The sequence below is a fragment of the Streptomyces sp. NPDC037013 genome (assembly GCF_055607265.1).
Map to the genome: position 1 here is coordinate 72,051 of NZ_JBVJRV010000010.1, position 24,350 is coordinate 96,400.

The following is a 24,350-nucleotide window of genomic DNA, read 5'->3' on the forward strand; positions in this document are numbered from 1 at the left end:
ACGAGAGCGGGTGCCAGGGAGTGCCGCCCGGTTTCGCGCTCTGGATGAGCGAGAGCAACGCGCCCCGCTTCGTCGTCAGGACGCCGGCGGGCTGTCACTTTCGCGCAGTGGGACACGCGCCATCCGCTGTTCCGGCGACCTCGACGCAGTGGGGTCCTTGTCGGGAGAGAATGGTGAACGCTGGCATATGCGCCCAGTCACGTGCCAGTCCTCTCGCAGTTCGCGTGCGATCGACCGGATGAGCTCCCGCGACTCGTCAGGGGCTAGCGCCGACCGCTCCATCAGGTCTAGAAGGGAAGGATAGCTCGCCAACGGAGTGGGGGCATTCATAAAGTCCGAGCCAAGTGGGGCACGCAGTCGAACTGTGTTCAACTGAGGAACTGGCCCCTCCGCCTAGAGGATCGACAATCCGGCCCCGTAGAAGGCTCCACTAATGAACGGAATCACGAGAAGCGTTACGTTTTGGCGGTCGACGGTGTCCGCAAGATGCTTCAACTGAGCGCGTGCCACGTCACGGCCGCCGTACGCAAGGCGCAAAGCGGCCTCGTGGATATGCCGACATACGGCGTGGGGTTGCCTCCGTCGAGGATAACCTGCCACCTCAGCCGATGCTGACCTCTACTGCAAAGCTTCGGCATTACGAACTCGAAGATGACGCGGGTGTGATCTTCCATCTGGAACGGGCCAGGCAAGTGAACCGTCTGAGCCGCGGACGCGGGTGGGGTAATGCTCCACCTCCGATACTTCGAGGTGGCCCTCGGGCAACTAACTCCGGAAGCCGTCCCACCGGTACCTCACCTGCGGAGGCCCCGTCATGGCTGCGAGTGCGTCGACCAGCGCCGGGTTAGGACATTTGTAGTGCCAGGCGAGTGGCGCACACGCTCGTCGCTTAGAGGTCCTAACAAAGGCATGGGACGTAGCCCGCCGCCTGCAGATCCGCTGGGAACGACGCGATGACATCCACGAAGCGTTCCTTGGCCTCGCCGTCTGCCTCATAGCCCATCGTCCGGTTGCCGGCGGGGTCTGCCATCCCGGCCTGCGACTGCCGGGATCTTGTCGGGCAGGGGCAGGAGCTAGACGATGACGTGGTGCTTGCTGCCTGGCCGGGCGCGCGGTCGACGGGGCTGGGCCCGCTTTTGGGCCTCGCCAGGCCGCACTGACGGGCGAGGAGTCGATCGCCGCCCGGGACCAATCCGGCTTGTCCTTCGAGCGCGGCTTCTGCAGCAGCCCACATGGAATTGGGCCCAGACACCGGCCTCGTTCGACGCGGCCAGCCGTCGCCGGCAGGTCATGCCAGATCCGAAGCTGAGCTCTTGGAGCAGGTACTCCCACTGGATACGGGTGTGCAGGACGGACAGGCTCCCGCGCAGGCCTGCCGGTCCGGCACCCGCGGCCGCTCCTCGACCAGCTTCGGACCTGGTTCGGGCGGCAACGGCTTGGTGAGCGATCACAGTTCGACCGACGCGATCCACGGCCGTGACTGACGCTTCCTCACGACCAGACCAACGAGCGGACAAGTCGCCAGTCACATGATCAAAGGATTTTGTTAGAGCCACTTGGACCAGTGCGTCCGGCTCCGATGTTAGAGATCATCGTCCGGTCTTAACCGAGGAGCGAGGTGGCTTTTTGAATGGAGATACCTGTTTGCTTACGCACGCGCCGCTTTTCTGTGGCTGGGCGGCGCTTGCGCTGGTGAGGGAGCCTCGTGGTGCCATGGGCCTTCTCTCGTGGGGGCGACCAGTCTGGAACGAAGAGATCCTCGCCTGGTGAGTACATGCGTCATTCACTCGACGGTGAGACTCAACTCATTAATGAGCTCACATGCCCTACGGTGTGAGCCGTTCCACTAGTCCCACCTCCGGAACCCGGAAGCGCACCGCACTGCCCTGGCCGCCGAGTAAGGCAGGTTCGGCGCGGCACGGCCACCGGCCCACCGGTAGCCGGAACGCCTCATGGTCCAAGCCCACTTGTTCAGTCACGACCGCGCCCCCAGGAGGTGCCATGTGAGCGCAGAGCAGAGCCGGAGCTCGGCCACGGGTTCGACCACGAACGCGAACCTCGTCCCGTCCCCTTCACCCCCCGCCTGGACGCGACCTCGACCTCTCCCCCTGGCCCCGAACCAGATCACGCAGCTCACGCCCCCAGCCCTCACCCCGACCACCTACCTCCTCCCCACCCTCGCCTCCCTCAGGCAAACTCCCCTTCGCCGCCCAATGGCACTACGAATGCCCAACCCCCCGGCCCCGGCATCGCACGCCTCACCCTGCGCGCCATGCTCACGCCCACGAGCTCACCGAACTCGCGGACCGCGCGGAACTCCTCACCTCCAAGCTGACGACCAATTTCGTACGGCACACGTAAGGCACCGCCTCCTTACGGCTCCAGTGGCTGCATCCCATACTGCGCGTCAGGGTTTGGGACATGAGTCCCGATCTGCCCGTGCTGCCGGGGCAGCCTGGCTGGTCCCCAGTACGGGTACTGCGCCTTAGGCCGACGGCGGGCGCGGGCTGCTCGCCTCCCCCCGCCCCTTGGGGTAGCCGCCCCAGCGGTCGGCGATCGCGTGGCAGGGCGGCACGACCCTCTGGGTTCGAGTTGAACCTGGCCCTGCCACCGTCCGACGGAGGGCCTGCGCCTGCCCTCACCGCCTGACCCGCAGGATCCCCACCCGCCCGAGTAGAGTCGTCCACATGCCCCGTACGGGTGGCGGGGTGGACGCAATGGGGCGGCGACGGGCGGGAGTTCGGCAGTGGGGCGGCAGGAGCGGCAGGGGCAGCGTGTGCTGCCCGAGTATGACAAGACCGAGCGGCCGCTGATCGAGCAGCTCATGGATGCGGGCTGGGAACACCTGGAGGGTGCCCCACCCGGTGCGCCGGCCAACGTGCCGCAGACATCCGGGCGGAAGTCGTTCACCGAGACCGTCTACCCCGACCGCTTCAAGGCGGCCGTCTCCCGCATCAATCCCGGCCCGGATGGGCAGCGGACATGGCTCAGCGCCGCGCAGCTGGACGCGCTGCTCGTCCTCGTCCTCGGCACCGGCCGGGGACAGGGTCGTGCCGAGCTGGGGGTGACAGGGAACCTCCAGGCCACCCGGCTCCTACGGGATGGCGTCAATGCCCGAGCTCTACCAGGTTGGGAAGAGGGCGACCCCGAGTTCGTACGACTCGTGGACTGGGACGGCAAGTTCAGGCGCCCGGACAGACCGCACCAGGCCGACGGCAACGACTGGCTTGCCGTCTCCCAGTTCCGCGTCGAGCGGGACGGGGGCCCCACCCGCACTGTCGCCCCCGACCTCGTCCTCTTCGTCAACGGCCTGCCCTGGGTGGTCATCGAATGCAAAGCCCCGCTGACCTCCGGCAACGACAGCCGGTCCGCCCTGGATGCCGCCGTCGCGCAAGTGATCGGGTACGCGGGCGTGTATGCCCCCGACCCCGTCACGGCGTTCACGCGCTTCGCGCAAGTTCTGGTCGCCACCGACCGGGACCATGCCGAGGTGGGAACAGTCACCACCGACCCCGAGTACTTCACCCCATGGCGCACCACCGCGCCCGCCCCCGCCGCCGGACGTGAGACGGCGATGGGGGTGCTGGCAGCTGGGCTGCTGACACCTCGGCATCTGTTGACACTTGTACAGGATTTCACCACCGAGCGTCTCCAAGGCGGCCACACCGTCAAGGTGATCGGCCGTTACCAGCAGTTTCGCGCCGTCACTTCCCTCGCGGGCCGGCTGCGGGAGCGGCACAGGGCTATCTGCGCGGGGAACGCGCCCAACCCTCGCGGTGGTGTCGTTTGGCACACGCAGGGCTCAGGCAAGAGCCTTACCATGGCCTTTCTCGTACGGCATCTGCGTAGTGACCCCGACCTCAAGACGCACAAGGTCGTCGTCGTCACTGACCGCCGGGACCTGGAGAAGCAGATCCGCCGGTCCTTGGCCGCCGCCGAGGAGACCATCCACCGCGCCGCCACGGTGCCGCATGCTCGCCAGCAGCTCGCCGTGGACGTCCCCGACGTCGTCCTCGTCATGCTGCAGAAGGCACGGCGCGACGAAAGTGCCGACGACGGAAGGGAAGAGACCCTGGCGGAAGGCGCCGACGAGCCCGCCCACCTGCACAACGTCCCGGCCAACGAGAGTTCCCGCATCGTCGTCCTCGTGGATGAGGCCCACCGTGGTCACGAAGGCTGGCAGCACGCCCGGCTGCGCGCGCTGTTGCCGAACGCCGTCTTCATCGGTTTCACCGGCACGCCGATCATCAACGATGCCCGCAAGCACACCGAAGAGATCTTCGGCCCCTTCGCCGACACCTACACGCTGCGGGACGCGGAGGCTGACCGCTCCGTCGTGCCCGTACGATACGAAGCGTGGGACGTGCCGTTGGAGGTCGTCCGGAGGGCCGCACTCGACGCGCGCTTCGACGAGCAGGTGCCCAGCGATCCAGAGCGGCGGCGTCGTGTGCTGCGGAAGTTCGCCCGGCGCAAGGAGATCCAGGAGGCCCCGACGGTCATCGCGGCCAAGGCCGAGCACATGCTGCGGCACTGGGCGGTGAACGCCCTGCCGGACCGGTTCGGGGCCCAGGTCGTCGCCGTCTCGCGGCTCGCGGCCGTCCGGTACCGCGACGCCCTGCTCGCCGCCCGCGACCGGCTCCTTGCCGAGGTCGAGGCCCTGGACCCCGATCTCGTGCACGATCCGATGGCCGCTCTCGAAGCGGACGAGGCGACGCGCGAGCTGCTCACCATCCGGGACCAGAGCCACATCTTGCGGTCCATCGACGCCGCTGTCGTCATCTCCGAGCGGTCCGCGACCGTTCCCGGCAGCGACCCGGAAAGCTGGCGCCGCTGGAAACTCAAGTCACGGCAGGATGAGTACGTCGAGCGCTTCCTTGCAGGCCTTGGCGATGCGTGGGAGCCGGCAGGCGATCCGTCCTGGGAAGCCGACACACATGGGGGGGCGGGCCAGGGGTTCGGCGGCAGTTCTGCCGGGGCTGATGAATGGCACCCCGCAGGGGGTGACGACGTACCGGAGGAAGAAGACGGTGACACGGCGGCTGGCGCCGAGAACGGCGGGGGGCCGATGGCCTTCCTCGTCGTCCAGTCGATGCTGCTCACCGGCTTCGACGCGCCGGTCGAGCAGGTCCTGTACCTCGACCGTGCCATCACCGGTGTCAACCTGCTGCAAGCCGTCGCCCGCACCAACCGGCCGTATCGGTCGAAGAAGTGGGGCCTCGTCGTCGACTACGCGGGCGTCGGCTCGCGCCTCGCCCGGCTGCTGCGCGAGTACGACCAGCGGCACCTACGTGAGGTCTACGGATACGAACGCGTCGACGCCGACCACCTAGAGCGCGACGAGGACGGCCGGTATCCGCAGGACCAGCCGACCCGCGACGGACTGCTTCTCCAGGCCGACGCCGCCGCCGACCGGCTCCTGGCCGACCTGCACCGCGCTATGGCCCGCTTCTTGGACGGGCAGGACGGGCAGAGTTTCGCCGCGTACGACACCCAGGGCATTCTGACGTTTGAGGACGAGGGCCGCCGCGAGGACCTACTGGCCGCACTGCGCGACCCGATCATGCGCGGCGAGTTCGACGAAATCGTCCGCGACTTCCTCACTGCACTCGGGGCGGTCCTGCCCCGCCCTGCCGCACTGCTGTATGAGCGGCTCGCCGGACGCCTCGGCGAGATCCAGTACGACGTGCGCCGCCGCTACCTCGACGGGCGCGACGAATTCAGCCCGCGCCGCTACGGCGCCAAGGTGCGTCAGCTCATCGCCCGCCATCTGGAGGCGAACCAGGCCGAACTTCGCGTGCCGCGCGTGGATCTGAGCGACCCTGACTTCATGGAACGCGTCGATGCGAACTCCGATCCGCGGGCGAGGATCGCGTACATGGAAAGCTCGCTGCGCACTCGCATCACCGCGCGCCTTGCCGGGGACCGGACCACGTACGACAGGTTCAGTGAGCGTCTGGACGCCATCGTGCAGCGCATGCGGCAGGACAGCGAACAGGCGGCCGCCGACCTCGCTCGTCTGGTCGGCGACGTAAACGAGGCGGAGGCTGAGGCGGGCAGCGCGGACGTGGCGGCAGGGCTTGATCCGCTGACCGAGGGCCCTGTGTGCCGGGCCCTGGTCAAGGCGTTGGAGGAAGCGGGAATGTTGCCGCTGCCGGAGGAGCAAGACCTGCATGGGGTGACGCGCACGATCACTGCTGAGATCGTGAACTTCGTGCGCGCCCCGTCGTTCATGACGTCCCCGGCGACCCGCAACGAAGCGCGCAAGAAGCTGCGTATAAGGGTGGAGCAGTACCTGCGTCTGGAGTGGGAGTACACCGCCGACGTGGCGGCCGAGCTGGTACAGCTGGCCGAGGCCCGGTACGAGGATTTCCTGCACCGTGGCGACCGGCCGTCACGTACCTGACCGACGGGGAGGCCGGTTGCCTGATTTGGCTGCTCGCCCCGGCGGCTGTGTACACCGCTCTGTCAGTGCCGAGTGATACGAATACGGCGTGGGCGTCACTGTCGAATCGGCCATTGCCGCGCTGTCGCTGCCCGAGGAGTGGCAGTGGCAGGTTGCCGTGCGACCACGTCGGCAGACCCTTGGCATTGAGGTCGCCGAGGACGGGACGTTGCTCTTCGCCGTCCCTGCGGATGCCGAGCCGTCCGTTGTCGCTGAGGCTGTGCGCTCACGCCTGCCACGACTGGCGGCCGAAGTGCGGCGACGCGGGCCTCGCCCTGGGGCACCGGTCAAGGAGCTGGTCAGCGGTGCGAGCTACTCCTACCTCGGCCGCCGCTACCGCCTGAGAGTGCTCCCCGAGGGGATGCCCGGGAAAGTCCGGCTGCACCAGGGTTGGCTGGAGCTGCCGCGGCCCGCCAGCAGGTCGGAGGGTGTCCGGCAGCTCGCTCATTGGTACAGCGTTCGGGGCAGCCGCTGGCTTACGTCCCGGGCGGCTCCACTCGCCGCGCGGGCGGGAGTGCATCCGGCGGCGGTGGAGGCACGTGACCTGGGCGAACACTGGGGAATGTGTGAACACGACGGCCGCATTGCCCTGCACTGGGCCTTGATGCAGCTTTCCCCGTCTCTGATCGACCTAGTGCTTGTCCATGAGCTCACCCATTTGAGGACCGGCGGTCACGGGGCGGCCTTCCGGCGCGTGATGAAGTCCGTGTTGACGGACTTCGAGGACTTGGAGCGGCGCTTCGCGGATGTGGAGCCGAGCCTGTGGCGAGGTGCGGCAAGATAGAGCGGTCTTCCGAGCGTGAGCCACGTCTCGGCGATGTCAGGCGACGCGGAGCACGATCTTGCCCTGGGTGCGCCCCTGTTCGCCGTGTGCGTGGGCCTTCGCCGCCTCATCCAGGGGGACGACCGTGTCGATCTCGACGCGCAGCTTGCCCTCGTCGACCAGGCGGGAGATCTCCAGCAGGCCGAGGCGGTCCGGCTCGACGATCGTCCAGCCGGTGTGCACGCCGAGCTCCGCGGCCCGCGCCGGGTCCGGCAGGCCGCCCGGGTCGGGCAGCGTGACCAGGTGACCGCCGGGCCGGATGATCTCCACGGACCGGGCGCCGTACGCGCCGCCGACCCCGTCGAGGACCACGTCCACGTCGCGCACCGCCTCGGCGAAGTCCACGCGCGTGTAGTCGATGACCTCGTCCGCGCCGAGGCCGCGCAGGAAGGCGTGCTTCTCCTCGCGGGCGGTGCCGATCACGTACGCGCCGTGCGCCTTGGCGATCTGTACGGCGAGGTGGCCGACGCCGCCGGCGGCCGCGTGGATCAGCACCCGCTGCCCGGCGCGCAGCTTCGCCGTCTCGATCAGCCCCTGCCAGGCGGTGAGCGCGGCCAGCGGCAGGGCGGCGGCCTGGATGTGGTCGATGCCCCGCGGCTTGGGGGCGAAGCGGCGCGCGGGCGCCGCCACGAACTCGGCGTAGCCGCCGGTCTGTTCGGGGAAGCGGGGCATGCCGAACACCGCGTCGCCGGGCCGGTAGAGGGTCACGCCGGGGCCGACCTCCTCGACGACGCCGGACACGTCGTAACCGAGGATCGGGGTGTCGCCCCAGCTGCCGAAGGCGCCCTCGGCGCGGGTCTTCCAGTCGACGGGGTTGACGCCCGCCGCGTGGACCCGGACCAGGATCTCGGTCAGGCCGGGCTCGGGGCGGTCCACCTCCACGGGGACGAGGTTCTCGGGGGCGCCCCAGGCGCGGGGGGTGACGGCACGCATCTTCATGGTCTTCCTCTTTCGGGAACGGTTCGTGGGACCAGAGTGCGTCGGTGCCGTGCGCCGCGGTGCTGGCAGTTTGGCCATGATGTGACAGAATTCGGCCATGGAGTGCGGTGGAGCAAGTGACGCAAAGGGAGCGCATCGGGTGGCCGTCCTCGCCCTGGACGGCGTGTACGCCTTCGAGCTGGGCATCCCGTCCCGGCTGTTCGGCAGCGCCGAGGACGAACTGCGCCGGCCGCTCTACGACGTCGTGGTCTGCACGGTGGACGGGCGCCCGGTGCGCACCGACTCCGGCTTCACCGTGGCCGCCGAACACGGCCCGGGGGCCCTGGCGGAGGCGGACACCGTGGTCATCCCGCCGACCCGCCGCTTCGACCGGGGCATGGAGGGCGACGAGCTCCCTGAGGGGGTGACCGCCGCGCTCGGGCGGATCAGGCCGGGCACCCGGATCGTGTCCTTCTGCAACGCCTCGTACGTCCTCGCCGCCACCGGCGTCCTCGACGGGCGCCCCGCGACGACGCACTGGCACGTCGCCGAGGACTTCCAGCGCTCCTTCCCCCGGATCAAGGTCGACGCGGACGTGCTCTTCGTGGACGACGGCGACGTCCTGACCGCGGCGGGCGTCGCGGCCGGCATCGACCTCTGCCTGCACGTGATCCGCAGGGACCACGGCGCCGCCGTCGCCAACCACGTCGCCCGCGTCTGCGTCGTACCGCCCTGGCGCGACGGCGGGCAGGCCCAGTACATCGAGCGGCCCGTCCCGGAGCCCACGCTCGCCACGACGGCCGCCACGCGCGCGTGGGCCCTCGAAAGGCTCCACGAGCCCCTCTCCCTGGGCGAGCTGGCCGCCCACGCGCGCATGAGCCTGCGGACGTTCACGCGCCGCTTCCAGGAGGAGACCGGCATGCCTCCCGGCCGCTGGCTGACCGCCCAGCGCATCGAACTCGCCCGCCAGCTCCTGGAATCCAGCGACCTGCCCGTGGACGTGGTGGCCCACCGGGCCGGGTTCGGCACCGGCAATTCGCTGCGCCAGCACATGCGGGCGGTGCTCGGCGTCTCCCCGGTCGCCTACCGGAGGACGTTCACGGCTGCTTCGTGACGTCCGCCTCGTAGAAGCAGAAGTGGTCCTTGATGCCGCTCACGCCCGCCTTCGGCTCCCGGTACGCCCAGACCGCGTCGGGGGAGCCCGGCAGCGACCAGTAGGAGGCCGTGCCCTTGAACGGGCAGTACGTGGTGGTCTCCGACGGCGTCAGCAGTTCCGTGCGCACGTCCTCCGGAGGGAGGTAGTAGCGCACCGGGCAGCCCGTCTCGCGCAGCAGCAGCGGGCGACGGCTCTCCGCGACGACCTGCCCGTCGCGCTCCACGCGCACGTGCTCCGTGCCCTGCTCGACGGTGATCCGGTGTCCCTCGGTCATGTGATGCCCTCCTCGACGAGTGCCTTCCGCACGGAACGTACCGTGGCCGCATGAACATCTGCGTCTTCCTCTCCGCCGCCGACCTCGACGACCGCTACACCCGCCCGGCCCGGGAATTCGCCGAACTGCTCGGCAAGGGCGGCCACACCCTGGTGTGGGGCGGCTCCGAGAGCGGCCTGATGAAGGTGGTGGCGGACGGTGTGCACGAGGCGGGCGGGCGGCTCGTCGGCGTCTCCGTCGACTTCCTCGCCGCCAAGGCCAGGCAGGTCACCGAGCCCCACGAAATGGTCGTCGCGCGCGACCTCGCCGAGCGCAAGGCCCTGCTCCTCGCCAAGGCCGACGCCGTCGTGATCATGGTGGGCGGCACCGGCACGCTCGACGAGGCCACCGAGATCCTGGAGCTGAAGAAGCACGGCAAGCACACCAAGCCGGTGGTCCTGCTCAACTCCGCGGGCTTCTACGACGGCCTCAAGGAGCAGTTCCGCCGCATGGAGGACGAGGGTTTCCTGCCCGTCCCCCTGACCGACCTGGTCTTCTTCGCCGAGGAGCCGGTGGGCGCGCTCGCGTACCTGGAGGAATCGCTCGGCACCCAGTGATGCGAGCATGGCGGTATGGCTACACATGTGATCACCGGGGCGGGCTCCGGCATCGGCGCGGCGGTCGCCCGCCGCCTCCACGCACGCGGCGACGACCTCGTCCTGCACGCGCGGGACGCGGGCCGCGCCAAGGAGCTCACCGCCGAGTTCCCCGGCGCGAGCACCCTCGTCGGCGACCTCTCCGACCCCGACAAGCTCTCCTGGGCCTTCGGGCACCAGTCGCTGCCCTCGCAGGTGGACTCCCTCCTCCACATCGCGGGCGTCGTCGACCTCGGCCCGGTCGGCGAGCTCACCCCCAAGTCCTGGCGCCACCAGCTCAACGTCAACCTCATCGCGCCCGCCGAACTGACCCGCCACTTCCTGCCCCAACTCCGGCTCGCCCAGGGCCACGTGGTCTTCGTCAACTCGGGCGCGGGCCTCAGCGCCGGACCCGAGTGGGCCGCGTACGCCGCCTCCAAGCACGGCCTGAAGGCCCTCGCCGACTCGCTGCGCCAGGAGGAGCACGCGGCCGGCGTGCGGGTCACGTCGGTCTACCCCGGGCGCACCGCGAGCGCCATGCAGGCCAAGGTCCACCAGCAGGAGGGCAAGGAGTACGACGCGTCCCGCTGGATCGACCCCGAGTCGGTCGCCACGACGATCGTCATGGCCCTGGACCTGCCGCGCGACGCGGAGGTCAACGACCTGACGGTGCGGCCGGGACGATGAGCGACACGTTCACCTGGGGCCCCGCCACCGGGATCGGCTCGCTGCCCGGCGGCGACGCCCGCGAGGCCGCCAAGACCGTCACCGGCACCTTCGAAGGACCCGGGCAGGGCATGCCCCACCTCGCGGAGCTGCCCGCGCGCGGACCCGGCGCCGACATGATCGGCCGCACGGCGGGACTCCTCGTCGACCTGTACGCGCGCGTGGAGCCCAGCGGCTGGCGGATCGGCGACCGTCCGGGCCGGGACACCAAGCGGGCCAGGGCCTGGCTCGGCGAAGACCTCGACGCCCTGGAGGAGTTCACCCAGGGGTACGAGGGGCCGCTGAAGGTCCAGGCCGTCGGCCCGTGGACGCTCGCCGCCGCCCTGGAGCTCAGGAACGGCGAGGCCGCGCTCTCCGACCCCGGAGCCTGCCGCGACCTCGCCGGATCCCTCGCCGAAGGCCTGCGCGAGCACCTCGCCGACGTGCGCCGCAGGGTGCCCGGCGCCCAGGTGGTGCTGCAGCTCGACGAGCCCTCGCTCATCGCCGTGCTGCGCGGCCGGGTCAAGACGGCGAGCGAGTACCGCACCCACCGCGCCGTGGACCGGCAGGTCGTGGAGAGCACCCTCAGGGACGTCCTCGGCGTCCGGGGCGAGGGTCCGGCCGTCATCCACTCCTGCGCGCCCGACGTGCCGTTCGCGCTGCTGCGGCGCGCCGGGGCCGACGCGATCTCGTTCGACTTCTCCCTCCTCACCGAGCGTGACGACGAGGCGATCGGGGAGGCGGTCGAGGCGGGCACGCGGCTCTTCGCCGGTGTCGTGCCGGGCGTGGACGGCGGATTGTCGGACCCTGCCGGTAGCGTCATGGGTGTCAGGACGTTGTGGCGCAGGCTGGGGCTGAATCCGGGATCACTCGCGGAGTCGGTCGTGGTCACTCCGTCGTGCGGGCTCGCGGGCGCTTCGCCCGCGTATGCGCGCGCGGCGCTCGCCCACTGTGTCAGAGCGGCGAGATCGCTCGCAGACAACCCTGAGTAATTGGGTATGAAGTAACGGGAGGACGAAACGGTGGCTGTCGAACAGCAAGGCTCTGTGCCCGCCGAGGCACGCGATCGCCATGCCCAGCTGGCCGAACAGATCGAGGAGCACCGCTTCCGGTACTACGTGAAGGACCAGCCGGTCGTCAGCGACGCCGAGTTCGACAAGCTGCTGCGTTCCCTCGAAGCCCTGGAGGAGGAGTATCCGGAGCTGCGGACGCCGGACTCGCCCACCCAGAAGGTCTCCGGTTCGTACGAGACGGAGTTCACGGCGGTCGAGCACCGCGAGCGCATGCTCTCCCTCGACAACGCCTTCGACGACGCGGAGCTCGACACCTGGGCCGACCGCGTCGCCAAGGAGGTCGGCTCCCCGGACTTCCACTTCCTGTGCGAGCTGAAGGTCGACGGCCTCGCCGTCAACCTCACGTACGAGGACGGCAGGCTGACCCGCGCCGCCACCCGCGGCGACGGCCGCACCGGCGAGGACATCACTCCGAACGTCCGCACCATCGCGGACATCCCCCAGCGCCTCAAGGGCGACCGCGTCCCGGCCCTGGTGGAGATCCGCGGCGAGGTCTTCTTCCCCATGGAGAAGTTCGAGGAGCTCAACGCCCGCCTGGTCGAGGCGGGCGACAAGCCCTTCGCCAACCCGCGCAACGCCGCGGCCGGTTCGCTGCGCCAGAAGGACCCGCGCGTCACCGCGACCCGCCCGCTGCACATGGTGGTGCACGGCATCGGCGCCCGCGAGGGCTTCGACATCGACTGCCTCAGCCACGCCTACGACCTGCTGCACGAGTGGGGCCTGCCCACCGCCAAGCACAACAAGGTCGTCGACGGCATCCAGGGCGTCCGCGACTTCATCGCGTACTTCGGGGAGAACCGCCACTCCGTGGAGCACGAGATCGACGGTGTCGTCGTCAAGCTCGACGAGATCCCCCTCCAGGGTCGGCTCGGCTCCACCTCCCGCGCCCCCCGCTGGGCCATCGCCTGGAAGTACGCGCCCGAGGAGGTCAACACCAAGCTCATCAACATCAGGGTCGGCGTCGGCCGCACCGGCCGCGTCACGCCGTACGCCCAGGTGGAGCCCGTCACAGTGGCCGGCTCCGAGGTCGAGTTCGCCACCCTGCACAACCAGGAGGTGGTGAAGAAGAAGGGCGTCTTCATCGGGGACACCGTCGTCATCCGCAAGGCCGGAGACGTCATCCCGGAGATCCTCGGCCCCGTCGTCGACCTGCGGGACGGCACCGAGCGCGAGTTCGTGATGCCCGCCGAGTGCCCCGAGTGCGGCACGGCGCTGCGCCCCATGAAGGAGGGCGACATCGACCTGCGCTGCCCCAACGCCCAGACGTGCCCCGCCCAGTTGCGTGAACGTCTCTTCTACCTGGCCGGCCGCAAGTCCCTCGACATCGAGAACTTCGGATACGTCGCGGCCGCCGCGCTCACCAGGCCCCTGGAGCCCGCCGAGCCGCCCATCCTCGACGAGGGCGACATCTTCGACCTGAAGGTCGAGGAGCTCCTCCCCATCAAGTCGTACGTCCTCGACCAGGACTCCGGCCTGCCCAAGCGCGACCCCAAGACCGGCGAGGAGAAGGTCGTCACCTTCTTCGCCAACCAGAAGGGCGAGGCGAAGAAGAACACCCTCGCCATGCTGGAGAACATCGCGGCGGCCAAGGACCGGCCGCTCGCCCGGGTCCTCACGGGCCTCTCGATCCGGCACGTCGGCCCGGTGGCCGCCGAGGCGCTGGCCCGGGAGTTCCGCTCCATCGACCGGATCGAACAGGCCACCGAGAAGGAGCTGGCGGAGACCGACGGCGTGGGCCCGGTCATCGCCGCCTCACTCAAACAGTGGTTCGCCGAGGAGTGGCACCGGGAGATCCTGCGCAAGTGGCGGGCTGCCGGGGTGCGCACGGAGGAGGAGACGAGCGGCGAGGACGAGGGCCCCCGTCCGCTCGAAGGGCTCACGGTGGTCGTCACCGGAACGCTCGAGCACTACACCCGGGATGGCGCAAAAGAGGCGCTGCAGAGCCGGGGGGCCAAGGTGACCGGTTCCGTTTCCAAGAAGACCTCATTTGTGGTCGTCGGCGACAACCCCGGCTCCAAGTACGACAAGGCCATGCAAGCGAAGGTTCCGGTTCTCAACGAGGAAGGCTTCGTTGTCCTGCTCGAACAGGGACCGGACGCGGCGAAAGAAGTCGCGCTTCCGACCGAGGAGTAGCGGTTGAAGGCCACCCGTTCAGCGCATACCAGATGCATACGGGTGGCCGGGTCGCATTCGGGCAACCGTGGTCGACCGCTGCCCGTAGAAGCCTTCTGCGGCCTACTGTTGAGGTGTGCGCCTGCCGTGCCCCGCTGCGAACGGGGTATCTCCTGCTCATCAAGAGCTTGGAAGGGGGCATCCCCCACCCGGCGCGAGCACGGGAGCAGTGCATCTCGTCGCTCGCCGAGGGCCGGGGGAAGAATGTCGGGGCGCGGCCGATTCCTGGCCGAGTCCGCGTGGCGTGGGCACCGCCGGCTGTGAGAGGGACGGGAATGGAACCGACCGAGAGCGCCGCCCCGGACTCACGGCTGCGCGCGCGCCTGTGGCGCGCGCCGGGCGCCTGGCTGCGCGGCCGCCGCACGGCGACGGCCACCGCACCCCACACCACCACCGCGGCCGGCTGCGGATCCGGCACGGTCACCACCGCCGTCGAACCCCGTGAGCGGGCCTGGACCTCCGGCGCCCGTCCCCCCGCGGAGAGCCCCGCGCCCCTGACCGGCACGGCGGCCACCGCCGCGCAGGACATCCGCGACCCCTGGCCGCTGCTGCCCGCCGCGGTCGTCACGGCCGCCGCCGTGCTGCTCGGCACCGGCTTCTTCCAGGCCCTCACGGGCCGGCACGCCCTCTTCCCGTCCGGCGCCGCAGGCTGGTCCCTCGCCGTCCTCACCGGCCTCATCGTCGGCCATCTGGTCGCCCTCGGCCGCGACCGCTGGTGGGGCGGCACGGGCTCGGGCGGCGCCCTCACCGTCGCCGTCCTCCTCCTCTACGGCTGGGTGCCCGCCGGCATGGTCAGCCTCACCCTCGTCGTCCTCGTCGGCGTCGCCCGCAGAAACCGCCGCCGCCAGGGCCTCGTGCACGGCGCGGTCGACATCCTCGGCATCGGCGCGGGCGCCCTCGCCCTCGCCGCGTTCGGCACCTCGCCGAGCGCCGAGTCGCCGTGGCTCCCCGAGACCTGGGATCTGTACACGGCGCCCCAAGTGGCCCTGGTCGCCGTCGCGTACCTCGCCGTCACCCGCGTCCTGCTCTGGTACATCCACGCGCCGCGCCCCGGGGCCCTGCCGACCGTCACCCGCACCGCCCTGGTCCGGCAGGGGCTCCTCGGCGTCGCGCTGCTCGGCATCGCCCCGCTGATCTGCGTGGTGGCCGTCTCCCTGCCGATCCTGCTGCCCCTCTTCGCCATCCCGCTGGTCGCCCTCGACTCCACCCTCTGGATCGCCCGCGCCCGCGCCGAGGAGCAGCTGCGCGACCCCCTCACGGGACTGCCCAACCGGCAGTGGCTCCTGGAGCGGACCTGGACCGCCCTCGACGACGCCGAGCGGATCGGGGCGCGGGCCGCCCTGCTGCTGATCGACATGGACCGCTTCCGTTCGGTCAACGACACCCTCGGCCACCTCGCGGGCGACCGGCTGCTGCTGCAGATAGCGGACCGGCTGCGGCTCGCGCTGCCCCGCGGCGCGGAAGCCGCGCGCCTCGGCGGCGACGAGTTCGCCGTGCTGCTGCCGATCGCCGACTCCACGACCTCGGCCACCCGCGTGGCGCGCCAGCTGGTCGCCGCGCTCGGTTCCCCGCTCGACCTGGACGGTCTGACCCTCGTCCTGGAGGCCAGCGCCGGCCTCGCCGTCTTCCCCGACCACGCGCTCGACGCGGAAGGCCTCCTGCGGCGCGCGGACGTCGCGATGTACCAGGCGAAGCGGGACCGCACCGGCGTCGAGGTGTACGAGTCCAAGCGGGACTCCAACACCCCCGACCGCCTCGGCCTCCTCGGCGACCTGCGCCGGGCCCTCGACGCGGGCGACGTCGAGCTCCACTACCAGCCCAAGGTCCGCTTCGACGGAAAGGTCGCGGGCCTGGAGGCGCTGGTGCGGTGGGTGCACCCGGAGCGCGGCAAGGTGCCGCCCGACGAGTTCATCGCCATCGCCGAGTCCTCCGGCCTCATGCCGCACCTGACCGAGTACGTCCTGGAGACCGCCCTCGGCCAGGTCGCCAAGTGGCAGGCGCAGGGCCTTAAGGTCCCCGTCGCCGTCAACGTCTCACCGCGCGACGTCCACACGCCCGGCTTCGCCGGAGCCGTCGCGGCGCGCCTGGCCCGCCACGGGGTCCCCGCGGGGGCGCTGCAGCTGGAGATAACCGAGCACGTCCTCCTGGAGGACCCGCAGCGCGCCGCCGACACCCTGGCCGGGCTCACCGGACACGGCGTCAAGATGTCCCTCGACGACTTCGGCACGGGGTACTCCTCACTGGTCCACCTGCGCCGCCTCCCGGTCAGCGAGCTGAAGATCGACCGCTCCTTCGTCGCCCGGCTCGCCGTCGACAACGAAGACGCCGAGATCGTCCGCTGCACCGTGGACCTCGCCCACTCGCTCGGGCTGCTCGTCGTCGCCGAGGGCGTCGAGGACGACGAGACGTGGGAGCGGCTGCGGGACCTCGGCTGCGACGCGGTGCAGGGCTGGCTGGTCGCCGCGGCGATGCCCGCCGAGGAGACCACGGCATGGCTGCGGGCGCGGGGCTCCCGCGGCTGGCGCAGGCCCGCAGACGTCGCCGCGGAGGCGGCCGCGGCCTCCGCCGAGGGCTCCGACGTGGGGCACTCTTCGGGTCACGTGGTCCAGTAGGCGGCCGGGGCCGGGGCCGCCGTCCGGCGGTCGCGGGGCGCGGGGAGAACGGCCGCGGAGCGGCGGCGAGTAAACCGTTTAACGGGCACGCCGCCCCGCCCCATAGGATTGGGCCACAAACCACACACTCACCACCCCTGAGGATCGCCGCATGCCTGGCATCACGCGCGAGGAGGTCGCCCACCTCGCCCGCCTTGCACGTCTGGAGCTGAAGGCCGAGGAGCTCGACCACTTCGCCGGACAGCTCGACGACATCATCGGCGCGGTCGCCCGCGTCTCGGAGGTCGCCGACCAAGACGTACCGCCGACCTCGCACCCGCTGCCGCTGACGAACGTCATGCGCGCGGACGAGGTCCGTCCGTCGCTCACCCCCGAGCAGGCGCTTTCGGGCGCCCCGGCCCAGGAGCAGCAGCGTTTCAAGGTGCCGCAGATCCTGGGGGAGGACTAAGAACATGACGGACATCATCAAGCTCACCGCCGCCGACATCGCGTCGAGGATCGCCTCCGGCGAGCTCACCGCCGTCGAGGTCACCGAGGCCCACCTGGCCCGTATCGAGGCCGTCGACGAGAAGGTGCACGCCTTCCTGCACGTCGACCGCGAGGGCGCCCTCGCGCAGGCCCGCGCCGTCGACGAGAAGCGCGCCAGGGGCGAGAAGCTCGGCCCGCTGGCCGGCGTCCCGATCGCGCTGAAGGACATCTTCACCACCGAGGGCGTGCCGACCACGGTCGGCTCGAAGATCCTCGAGGGCTGGATCCCGCCGTACGACGCGACCGTCACCAAGCGCCTGAAGGCCGCCGACGTCGTCATCCTCGGCAAGACCAACATGGACGAGTTCGCCATGGGCTCCTCCACCGAGAACAGCGCGTACGGCCCCACCGGCAACCCCTGGGACCTCACCCGCATCCCCGGCGGCTCCGGCGGTGGCTCCTCCGCCGCCCTCGCCGCCTTCGAGAGCCCCCTGGCGATGGGCACCGACACCGGTGGCTCCATCCGCCAGCCGGCGGCCGTCACCGGCACGGTCGGCGTCAAGCCGACCTACGGCGGCGTCTCCCGCTACGGCATGGTGGCCTTCTCCAGCTCCCTGGACCAGGGCGGCCCCTGCGCCCGCACCGTCCTCGACGCGGCGCTGCTGCACGAGGCCATCGCCGGCCACGACGAGCTCGACTCGACCTCCATCGACGCCCCGGTCCCGCCGGTCGTCGAGGCCGCGCGCAACGGCTCCGTACAGGGCATGCGCGTCGGTGTCGTCAAGCAGTTCCGCGGCGAGGGCTACCAGGCCGGTGTCGTCCAGCGGTTCGACGAGTCCGTGGAGCTCCTCAAGGAGCTCGGCGCCGAGATCGTCGAGCTGGACTGCCCCACCTTCGACCTGGCGCTCTCCGCGTACTACCTGATCGCGCCCTCCGAGTGCTCCTCGAACCTCGCCCGCTTCGACGCCATGCGCTACGGCCTGCGCGTCGGCGACGACGGCACCCGTTCGGCCGAGGACGTCACCGCGCTGACCCGCGAGGCCGGCTTCGGCGACGAGGTCAAGCGCCGCATCATCCTCGGTACGTACGCGCTGAGCTCCGGCTACTACGACGCGTACTACGGAAGCGCCCAGAAGGTCCGCACGCTCATCACCCGCGAGTTCGAGGCCGCCTTCGAGCAGGTCGACGTGATCGTCTCCCCGACGACGCCGACCACCGCCTTCCCGATCGGCGAGCGCGCCGACGACCCGATGGCGATGTACCTCGCGGACCTGTGCACCATTCCGACCAACCTGGCGGGCAACGCCGCCATGTCGCTGCCCTGCGGCCTCGCGCCGGAGGACGGCCTGCCCGTCGGACTGCAGATCATCGCCCCCGCCATGAAGGACGACCGGCTGTACAAGGTCGGAGCCGCCGTCGAGGCCGCCTTCGTGGAAAAGTGGGGACACCCGCTGCTTGAGGAGGCACCGTCGCTGTGAGTGCACTGAACAAGGCCAAGGGCTTCAAGAAGTCCAAGACCGGCACGTACCTGTCGATCGGCACCACCGCGTTCGGCGCGGTCTCCGTGCTGAAGCAGGCCAAGAAGGCCCGCTACGAGAACGACACGCTCCGTCTCGTGGACGCCGTCGTCTCCGCTGCCGCCATCGCCACCGGCGTCGCGCTGCTCCTGCGGGAGCTCAAGCGCCTCGGCGACGACGACGTCCTGCTGGGCTGAGAGGGAAAGTTTCACCGTGACTGTCACTTCTGACCTGGTGTCGTACGAGGAAGCCCTCGCGACGTACGACCCCGTCATGGGCCTCGAGGTCCATGTCGAGCTCGGCACCAAGACCAAGATGTTCTGCGGCTGCTCGACCACGCTCAAGCAGGACGCGAACAGCCAGACCTGCCCCACCTGTCTCGGTCTGCCCGGCGCACTGCCGGTCGTCAACGAGATCGGCGTCGAGTCCGCGATCAAGATCGGCCTCGCGCTGAACTGCGAGATCGCCGAGTGGTGCCGCTTCGCCCGGAAGAACTACTTCTATCCGGACATGCCGAAGAACTTCCAGACCTCCCAGTACGACGAGCCGATCGCCTTCAACGGCTATCTGGACGTCCAGCTGGAGGACGGCGAGGTCTTCCGCGTGGAGATCGAGCGCGCCCACATGGAGGAGGACACCGGCAAGTCCACGCACGTCGGTGGCGCGACGGGCCGCATCCACGGCGCCTCGCACTCCCTCCTGGACTACAACCGCGCCGGCATCCCGCTCATCGAGATCGTCACCAAGCCGATCGAGGGCGCGGGCGAGCGGGCTCCTGAGGTCGCCAAGGCGTACGTCGCCGAGCTGCGCGAGCTCATCAAGGCGCTCGGCGTCTCCGAGGCCCGGATGGACAAGGGCCAGATGCGCTGTGACGTGAACCTCTCGCTGCGCCCGCACGGGCAGCGGGAGTTCGGCACGCGCAGCGAGACGAAGAACGTCAACTCGCTCCGTTCCGTGGAGCGCGCGGCGCGCTTCGAGATCCAGCGCCACGCGGCGGTCCTGAGCTCCGGCGGCACCATCGTGCAGGAGACCCGCCACTTCCACGAGGACGACGGTTCCACGACGTCCGGCCGCATCAAGGACAACGCCGAGGACTACCGGTACTTCCCGGAGCCCGACCTGGTCCCCGTCGCCCCGGCCCGCGAGTGGGTCGAGAAGCTGCGGGCCGGCCTGCCCGAGATGCCGCGCGTGCGCCGCAACCGCCTCCGCGAGGAGTGGGGGATCAGCGAGCACGACATGCAGTCGATCCTCAACGCGGGCGCGGTCGAGCCGATCGTCGCCACCATCGAGGCGGGCGCCGACGCGGCGTCGGCCCGCAAGTGGTGGATGGGCGAACTGTCGCGCCACGCCAACGAGTCGGGCGTCGCTCTGGAGGAGCTCGCCATCACCCCGGCGCACGTCGCCCGGGTGACCGAGCTCGTCACCGCGGGCGACCTCAACGACAAGCTGGCCCGCCAGGTCATCGAGGGTGTCCTGAAGGGCGAGGGCACCCCGGACGAGGTCGTGGAGAAGCGCGGCCTGAAGGTCGTCTCGGACGAGGGCGCGCTGACGGCCGCCGTCGACGAGGCCATCGCCGGCAACCCGGGCGTCGCGGAGAAGATCCGCGGCGGCAAGGTGGCGGCGGCCGGCGCGCTGGTCGGCGCGGTCATGAAGGCCACCCGTGGCCAGGCCGACGCGGCCCGCGTCAAGGAGCTGATCCTGGAGAAGCTGGGCGTCAGCGAGGGCTGACGGTCCCGGACCCCTGCGTGAGGGGGCGGCGCACCCGGTCGGGGCGCCGCCCCCTTCGGCGTATCCGGAGCCTCCGCATCGGTGGAGGGCCGGCCCGGCGCGTATGGGCGGGGCGGGTCAGTGCTCGTCCGCCCGCGGGGGCGCGAACGGCTCGAAGAACATGTGCTCCAGCGGGTCCTGGTCCCTGCGCAGCCAGAAGAAGCCCTCGGTGGCCGGACGGCCGCCGCGCAGCCAGTCGAGCAGCGTCTCGGTGAAGTTCGCCGCCAGCGGGGGCCCTTGGTCCGCGTGCCGGGGATTGACGGCGACGGGCCACAGATCGGGGTCGTCGCCCTCGGCGCACCAGCCGATCTGGTCCCCGTCGATGGTCGAGACGGCGGGCAGGAAGCCGCCGGGCTCGGGCCAGGCGGGCATCGGGTAGTACTCGGGGTGCGCTTCGCGCAGCCGCCCGTACCCCTCCAGCATCTCCTCGACGCCCGCGGCGAGACCGAAGCGGCCGGTCAGGGCGAGCGGGGCGGGCATGTCGATCCACCAGCTCCAGTTCCCCGCGCCGTACCGCTCGCAGAGCGCCGTGAAGTCGGCGGGCAGGCGGGTGCCGAGCCGCTCGAAGACCTCCTCCCAGGTGGCCTCGCCCAGGTGGGGGGTGAGCGGGGGCGGTATGAGCGCGGTGACGGCGGCAAGGCCCTCGCCCTCGGTGAGCGCGGCGTGCTGCGGGCCGTCCACGTAACTGCCGCGGGGCGGCGGGGTCCAGGGCACGGCTCCCGCCAGTGGCGCCCAGGTGCGCACGGTGGCGGCCAGGGGGCCGAGGAGGCCGCCGGGCTCGCCGGGGTCCGGCACGCCCGCGCGGACCGCGGCGGACAGCAGGTCGATGAGGGGGACCTCGTACGCCACCCAGGGCTCCGCCGCGCCCACCGCGATGGACGTCGTCATGAGGACCACCGGCCAGAGGTCCGGGTCCTTCGAGACCGAGGTGTCCCAGAAGAGGTGGTCGCCGCCCGAGGTGGTGGCGAAGGCGAGCAGTCCGCCCTCGTCGGGCAGGAAGCGGCGCTCCTCGCGCTCGCTCCGCTGGAACATCCGCGGCCGGATCGCGGAGTGCCGGTGGGTCTCCGCCACCCATGACGCGTACTCATAGCGCCCGTCGGCGCTGACGCACGGGGTGTGCAGCCGGACGGAGGCGGTGGCCGGGTCGCCGATCTCGACCGGGCCGTACGCCGACACGAGCGCCTTGTACTCCGCGGGGAGCGGTACTTCCAGCCAGGTCTCGACGGCTGCCCAGTCGACGGGCGGGGCGGGGTCGGGCGGCGGTCCGACCAGGTCCGTGAAGGCGGCGATGCGGGTGGAGAGATCCATGACCAGAGGGTGACATCCGGCACTGACAACGCCCTCCGGGATGGACGGCGGCGGCGAACTCCCGGACGTTCACCTCTACTTCGGTCCTCGGCCTTCACAAGGAAACCGGGCGTCACTAGCGTCCCCGCCGAGGAGGCCAATGGATCAGCAGAGAACCATTGGCTGCCGGCCGGCTCCGCGAGGACCGGCCCGGACTACTGGGAGGTCGTACGTGACTCCGGAGATATCGCGCAGACGTCTGATGGCGATCGGCGGGGGCGCGCTCGGCGCCGCCGCCGCGGGCTCCTTCCTGCCGCCGTCGCTGCAGGAGGCACTCGCGCACGAGCGGCCGGGCGGCGGCGGCCTCGACGCGATCGAGCACGTCGTGATCCTGATGCAGGAGAACCGGTCCTTCGACCACTACTTCGGCTCCCTGCGCGGCGTGCGCGGCTTCGGCGACCGCAACGCCATCCGGCTCCCCGGCGGCACGAGCGTGTTCGAGCAGCCGGGCGCCCTGCGCACCGTCCTGCCCTTCCCCGTCCGGCAGGCCGCCGAGACGCAGAAGAAGGACCTCCAGTACATCGGCGCGCTCGACCACTCCTGGGGTGGCGGCGCCAAGGCCTGGCACGACGGCTGGACGGACGGCTGGATCACCGCCAAGACGGCGGCCACCATGGCGTACTACACGCGCGAGGACATCCCGCTGCACTACGAACTCGCCGACACCTTCACCGTCTGCGACGCCTACCACTCCTCCATCCACAGCTCCACCAGCCCCAACCGCAACCACCTCTGGAGCGGGAAGACGGGGTACGAGGCGAACGGCAGGCGGGCCGTCGGCAACGACGCGTACGACGAGGGCACCCACCCCGGATACGGCTGGGGCACCTACGCCGAGCGCCTGGAGAAGGCGGGCGTGAGCTGGCGGACGTACACCGAGTGGGAGAACTTCACCGACAACCAGATCGAGTTCTTCACCACCTTCAAGGCCATCGCCCGCAAGGCACTCGCCCCCACGGGCCTCACCTACATGGAGGCCTTCTACGCCAAGGTGCGCGACGCCCGGGACGAGACCGAGCGCGCCCGGCTGCTCGCCACCCTGGAGCAGGGCGTCGCCACGCTGAACAGGCACGAGCGGTCGCTCTTCGAGCGCGGGCTGCGGCGCGTGCCGACCGGCAGGCTGGCCGAGGAGTTCGCCGCGGACGTCGCGGCCGGCAAGCTCGCGAAGGTCACCTATCTGGTGCCCTCCGCCCTCGACTCCGAGCACCCCAGCGTCTCCTCGCCCATCCACAGCGCCACCATCGTCTACAAGGTGCTCGACGCCCTCGCCTCCCACCCGGAGGTCTGGCGGCGCACCGCCGTCTTCATCAACTACGACGAGAACGACGGCTTCTTCGACCACGTGCCGCCGCCCGTGCCCGGCGGCGACAGCCCCGAGGAGCGCGAGGAGCGCTGGGAGGGCCGGCCGACCGGGCTCGGCGTGCGGGTGCCGATGCTCGTCGTCTCGCCGTGGACCGTCGGCGGTTACGTCTGCTCCGAGGTCTTCGACCACACCTCGGTGGTCCGCTTCCTGGAGAAGTGGACAGGGGTGCGGGAGCCCAACATCGGCGCCTGGCGCCGCAAGGTCACCGGCGACCTCACCGGCGCCTTCGACTTCCGCCGCGGCCACCGGCAGCCCGACGTCGAACAGCCGGGCCCCATCCCCGCGTTCAGCGGCCGCTGGGCCCCGCAGCCGCCCCTGGAGCAGTCCATGCCGGTCCAGGAGCCCGGCGTCCGCCGCGCCCGCCCGCTGCCCTACCAGCCCGACGCGGACGCGTGGCCCGGCGAGGACGGCACCCTGACGGTGCGGCTGCGCAACGGCGGCAGCTCCAGCGCGCACTTCGCGCTCTACCCGTACGCCGGGGAGTTCCGCATCCCGCAGCATCAGGACGTCGTGCGCAAGGGCTCCTGGACCGTGCCGGTGCCCGGCGACACGTACGCCTTCACCATCACCGGGCCGAACGGCTTCCGGCGCGAGTTCGCGGGCGCCAAGGAGGGTGCCAAGGAGGGCTCCGGCGGCGGCAAGGGAGGCAGCGGCGGCGCGCGGGTCTCCTCCGCGCTCACCCACCGCGAGATCCACCTCACCCTGGCCAACCGCGGCCGCCACCCGCTCGTCTTCACCGTCAAGCCGCTCGGCTACGTGGACGAGAGCGACATCAGGTCGCGGTCGCGGACCGTCCGCGTCAAGCCCGGCAGCAGCCGCACCGTCGCCTGGCACACCACCGGCGAGCACGGCTGGTACGACGTCGAGGTGACCGCCGACGGCGATCCGGCCTTCCGGCGCAGGCTCATGGGGCACATCGAGAACGGGCGCGCCAGCGTCTCGGGCTGACGCCCCCGGCCGCACGCGGCGCGCGAGGCCCCGCCCGGAGCCCGCGCGCGCCGCACGCGGCCACCGCACACTCCTTGTGCCCTTGTGAGCATGGCCACGAAAGGGACCAAGGATCTTCAATGGCTGTCAAAGTGACTCCGGCGCACATGTC

At 70.8% G+C, this 24,350-nt stretch carries 17 protein-coding genes and 1 pseudogene; 14 read left to right on the forward strand and 4 right to left on the reverse strand.

Annotation, left to right across the window (positions count from 1 at the left end; translation table 11 throughout):
* Nucleotides 1-393: 393 nt before the first annotated feature.
* Complete coding sequence (locus tag ACZ7DY_RS33060) at nt 394-600, reverse strand: Scr1 family TA system antitoxin-like transcriptional regulator (RefSeq protein ID WP_471142058.1); 207 nt, start codon at nt 598-600, stop codon at nt 394-396.
* Nucleotides 601-922: 322 nt separating this feature from the next.
* Between ACZ7DY_RS33060 and ACZ7DY_RS33065 the strand changes: the two are divergent.
* From ACZ7DY_RS33065 to ACZ7DY_RS33075, 3 genes and pseudogenes are all read left to right on the forward strand, one after another.
* A pseudogene (locus ACZ7DY_RS33065) lies at nt 923-1,006 on the forward strand (IS5/IS1182 family transposase); the annotation flags it as partial.
* Nucleotides 1,007-2,776: 1,770 nt separating this feature from the next.
* Complete coding sequence (locus tag ACZ7DY_RS33070) at nt 2,777-6,403, forward strand: type I restriction endonuclease subunit R (RefSeq protein ID WP_471142061.1); 3,627 nt, start codon at nt 2,777-2,779, stop codon at nt 6,401-6,403.
* Nucleotides 6,404-6,491: 88 nt separating this feature from the next.
* Complete coding sequence (locus ACZ7DY_RS33075) at nt 6,492-7,226, forward strand: M48 family metallopeptidase (protein ID WP_471142063.1); 735 nt, start codon at nt 6,492-6,494, stop codon at nt 7,224-7,226.
* Between the two features lie 36 nt (nt 7,227-7,262).
* Here ACZ7DY_RS33075 and ACZ7DY_RS33080 read toward each other — a convergent pair whose 3' ends face one another.
* Nucleotides 7,263-8,198: an NADP-dependent oxidoreductase gene (locus ACZ7DY_RS33080; protein WP_471142530.1), complete on the reverse strand. Its 936-nt coding sequence runs from the start codon at nt 8,196-8,198 to the stop codon at nt 7,263-7,265.
* A gap of 103 nt (nt 8,199-8,301) precedes the next feature.
* On the opposite strand from ACZ7DY_RS33080, the gene ACZ7DY_RS33085 reads away from it, so the two are divergent.
* Nucleotides 8,302-9,297: a GlxA family transcriptional regulator gene (locus ACZ7DY_RS33085; protein ID WP_471142065.1), complete on the forward strand. Its 996-nt coding sequence runs from the start codon at nt 8,302-8,304 to the stop codon at nt 9,295-9,297.
* Here the strand turns inward: ACZ7DY_RS33085 and ACZ7DY_RS33090 are convergent.
* Entirely contained in the window at nt 9,281-9,613 is a 333-nt protein-coding gene (locus ACZ7DY_RS33090) for a DUF427 domain-containing protein (protein WP_471142067.1), read from the reverse strand. The two genes, ACZ7DY_RS33085 and ACZ7DY_RS33090, sit on opposite strands and share 17 nt — an antisense overlap.
* A gap of 50 nt (nt 9,614-9,663) precedes the next feature.
* Between ACZ7DY_RS33090 and ACZ7DY_RS33095 the strand changes: the two genes are divergently transcribed.
* The 9 genes from ACZ7DY_RS33095 (at nt 9,664) to gatB (ending at nt 20,502) form a co-directional block, all read left to right on the forward strand.
* Nucleotides 9,664-10,209 carry an LOG family protein gene (locus ACZ7DY_RS33095; protein ID WP_471142070.1) on the forward strand — a complete coding sequence of 182 codons (546 nt, stop codon included), beginning with the start codon at nt 9,664-9,666 and terminating at the stop codon, nt 10,207-10,209.
* A gap of 15 nt (nt 10,210-10,224) precedes the next feature.
* Nucleotides 10,225-10,914 (forward strand): SDR family oxidoreductase, encoded by a 690-nt coding sequence (locus ACZ7DY_RS33100; RefSeq protein ID WP_471142073.1) that lies wholly within the window; start codon nt 10,225-10,227, stop codon nt 10,912-10,914.
* Nucleotides 10,911-11,924 carry a methionine synthase gene (locus ACZ7DY_RS33105; protein WP_471142075.1) on the forward strand — a complete coding sequence of 338 codons (1,014 nt, stop codon included), beginning with the start codon at nt 10,911-10,913 and terminating at the stop codon, nt 11,922-11,924. The genes ACZ7DY_RS33100 and ACZ7DY_RS33105 overlap by 4 nt, the downstream gene beginning before the upstream one ends.
* A 30-nt stretch (nt 11,925-11,954) precedes the next feature.
* The gene (ligA, locus tag ACZ7DY_RS33110) at nt 11,955-14,138 is read left to right on the forward strand and encodes an NAD-dependent DNA ligase LigA (RefSeq protein WP_471142078.1); all 2,184 of its coding nucleotides are present in this window, start codon (nt 11,955-11,957) and stop codon (nt 14,136-14,138) included.
* 314 nt (nt 14,139-14,452) lie between these two features.
* Nucleotides 14,453-16,789 carry a putative bifunctional diguanylate cyclase/phosphodiesterase gene (locus ACZ7DY_RS33115; RefSeq protein ID WP_471142084.1) on the forward strand — a complete coding sequence of 779 codons (2,337 nt, stop codon included), beginning with the start codon at nt 14,453-14,455 and terminating at the stop codon, nt 16,787-16,789.
* A 151-nt stretch (nt 16,790-16,940) separates the two neighbouring features.
* Nucleotides 16,941-17,237: an Asp-tRNA(Asn)/Glu-tRNA(Gln) amidotransferase subunit GatC gene (gatC, locus tag ACZ7DY_RS33120; RefSeq protein ID WP_010984178.1), complete on the forward strand. Its 297-nt coding sequence runs from the start codon at nt 16,941-16,943 to the stop codon at nt 17,235-17,237.
* 4 nt (nt 17,238-17,241) lie between these two features.
* Nucleotides 17,242-18,735, forward strand: coding sequence for an Asp-tRNA(Asn)/Glu-tRNA(Gln) amidotransferase subunit GatA (gatA, locus tag ACZ7DY_RS33125; RefSeq protein ID WP_471142086.1), 1,494 nt, complete (start codon nt 17,242-17,244; stop codon nt 18,733-18,735).
* Complete coding sequence (locus tag ACZ7DY_RS33130) at nt 18,732-18,971, forward strand: hypothetical protein (protein WP_389716788.1); 240 nt, start codon at nt 18,732-18,734, stop codon at nt 18,969-18,971. Before gatA ends, ACZ7DY_RS33130 begins: the two co-directional genes overlap by 4 nt.
* Before the next feature lie 16 nt (nt 18,972-18,987).
* Nucleotides 18,988-20,502, forward strand: coding sequence for an Asp-tRNA(Asn)/Glu-tRNA(Gln) amidotransferase subunit GatB (gene gatB / locus ACZ7DY_RS33135; protein ID WP_471142088.1), 1,515 nt, complete (start codon nt 18,988-18,990; stop codon nt 20,500-20,502).
* A gap of 117 nt (nt 20,503-20,619) precedes the next feature.
* On the opposite strand, the gene ACZ7DY_RS33140 is transcribed toward gatB, so the two are convergent.
* A complete protein-coding gene (locus tag ACZ7DY_RS33140; protein ID WP_471142090.1) occupies nt 20,620-21,849 on the reverse strand; it encodes an SMI1/KNR4 family protein in 1,230 nt (409 codons plus the stop codon).
* A 211-nt stretch (nt 21,850-22,060) separates the two neighbouring features.
* Here ACZ7DY_RS33140 and ACZ7DY_RS33145 point away from each other — a divergent pair, with 211 nt between their 5' ends.
* Nucleotides 22,061-24,199: a phosphocholine-specific phospholipase C gene (locus ACZ7DY_RS33145; RefSeq protein WP_471142091.1), complete on the forward strand. Its 2,139-nt coding sequence runs from the start codon at nt 22,061-22,063 to the stop codon at nt 24,197-24,199.
* Nucleotides 24,200-24,350 lie beyond the last annotated feature (151 nt).

Bases quoted from the DNA above. Each gene is read 5' to 3' on its own strand.
- ACZ7DY_RS33080 (WP_471142530.1), bottom strand. From the start codon at position 8,198: ATGCGTGCCGTCACCCCCCGCGCCTGGGGCGCCCCCGAGAACCTCGTC.
- ACZ7DY_RS33085 (WP_471142065.1), top strand. From the start codon at position 8,302: ATGGAGTGCGGTGGAGCAAGTGACGCAAAGGGAGCGCATCGGGTGGCC.
- ACZ7DY_RS33090 (WP_471142067.1), bottom strand. From the start codon at position 9,613: ATGACCGAGGGACACCGGATCACCGTCGAGCAGGGCACGGAGCACGTG.
- ACZ7DY_RS33095 (WP_471142070.1), top strand. From the start codon at position 9,664: ATGAACATCTGCGTCTTCCTCTCCGCCGCCGACCTCGACGACCGCTAC.
- ACZ7DY_RS33100 (WP_471142073.1), top strand. From the start codon at position 10,225: ATGGCTACACATGTGATCACCGGGGCGGGCTCCGGCATCGGCGCGGCG.
- ACZ7DY_RS33105 (WP_471142075.1), top strand. From the start codon at position 10,911: ATGAGCGACACGTTCACCTGGGGCCCCGCCACCGGGATCGGCTCGCTG.
- ACZ7DY_RS33115 (WP_471142084.1), top strand. From the start codon at position 14,453: ATGGAACCGACCGAGAGCGCCGCCCCGGACTCACGGCTGCGCGCGCGC.
- gatC (WP_010984178.1), top strand. From the start codon at position 16,941: ATGCCTGGCATCACGCGCGAGGAGGTCGCCCACCTCGCCCGCCTTGCA.
- gatA (WP_471142086.1), top strand. From the start codon at position 17,242: ATGACGGACATCATCAAGCTCACCGCCGCCGACATCGCGTCGAGGATC.
- ACZ7DY_RS33140 (WP_471142090.1), bottom strand. From the start codon at position 21,849: ATGGATCTCTCCACCCGCATCGCCGCCTTCACGGACCTGGTCGGACCG.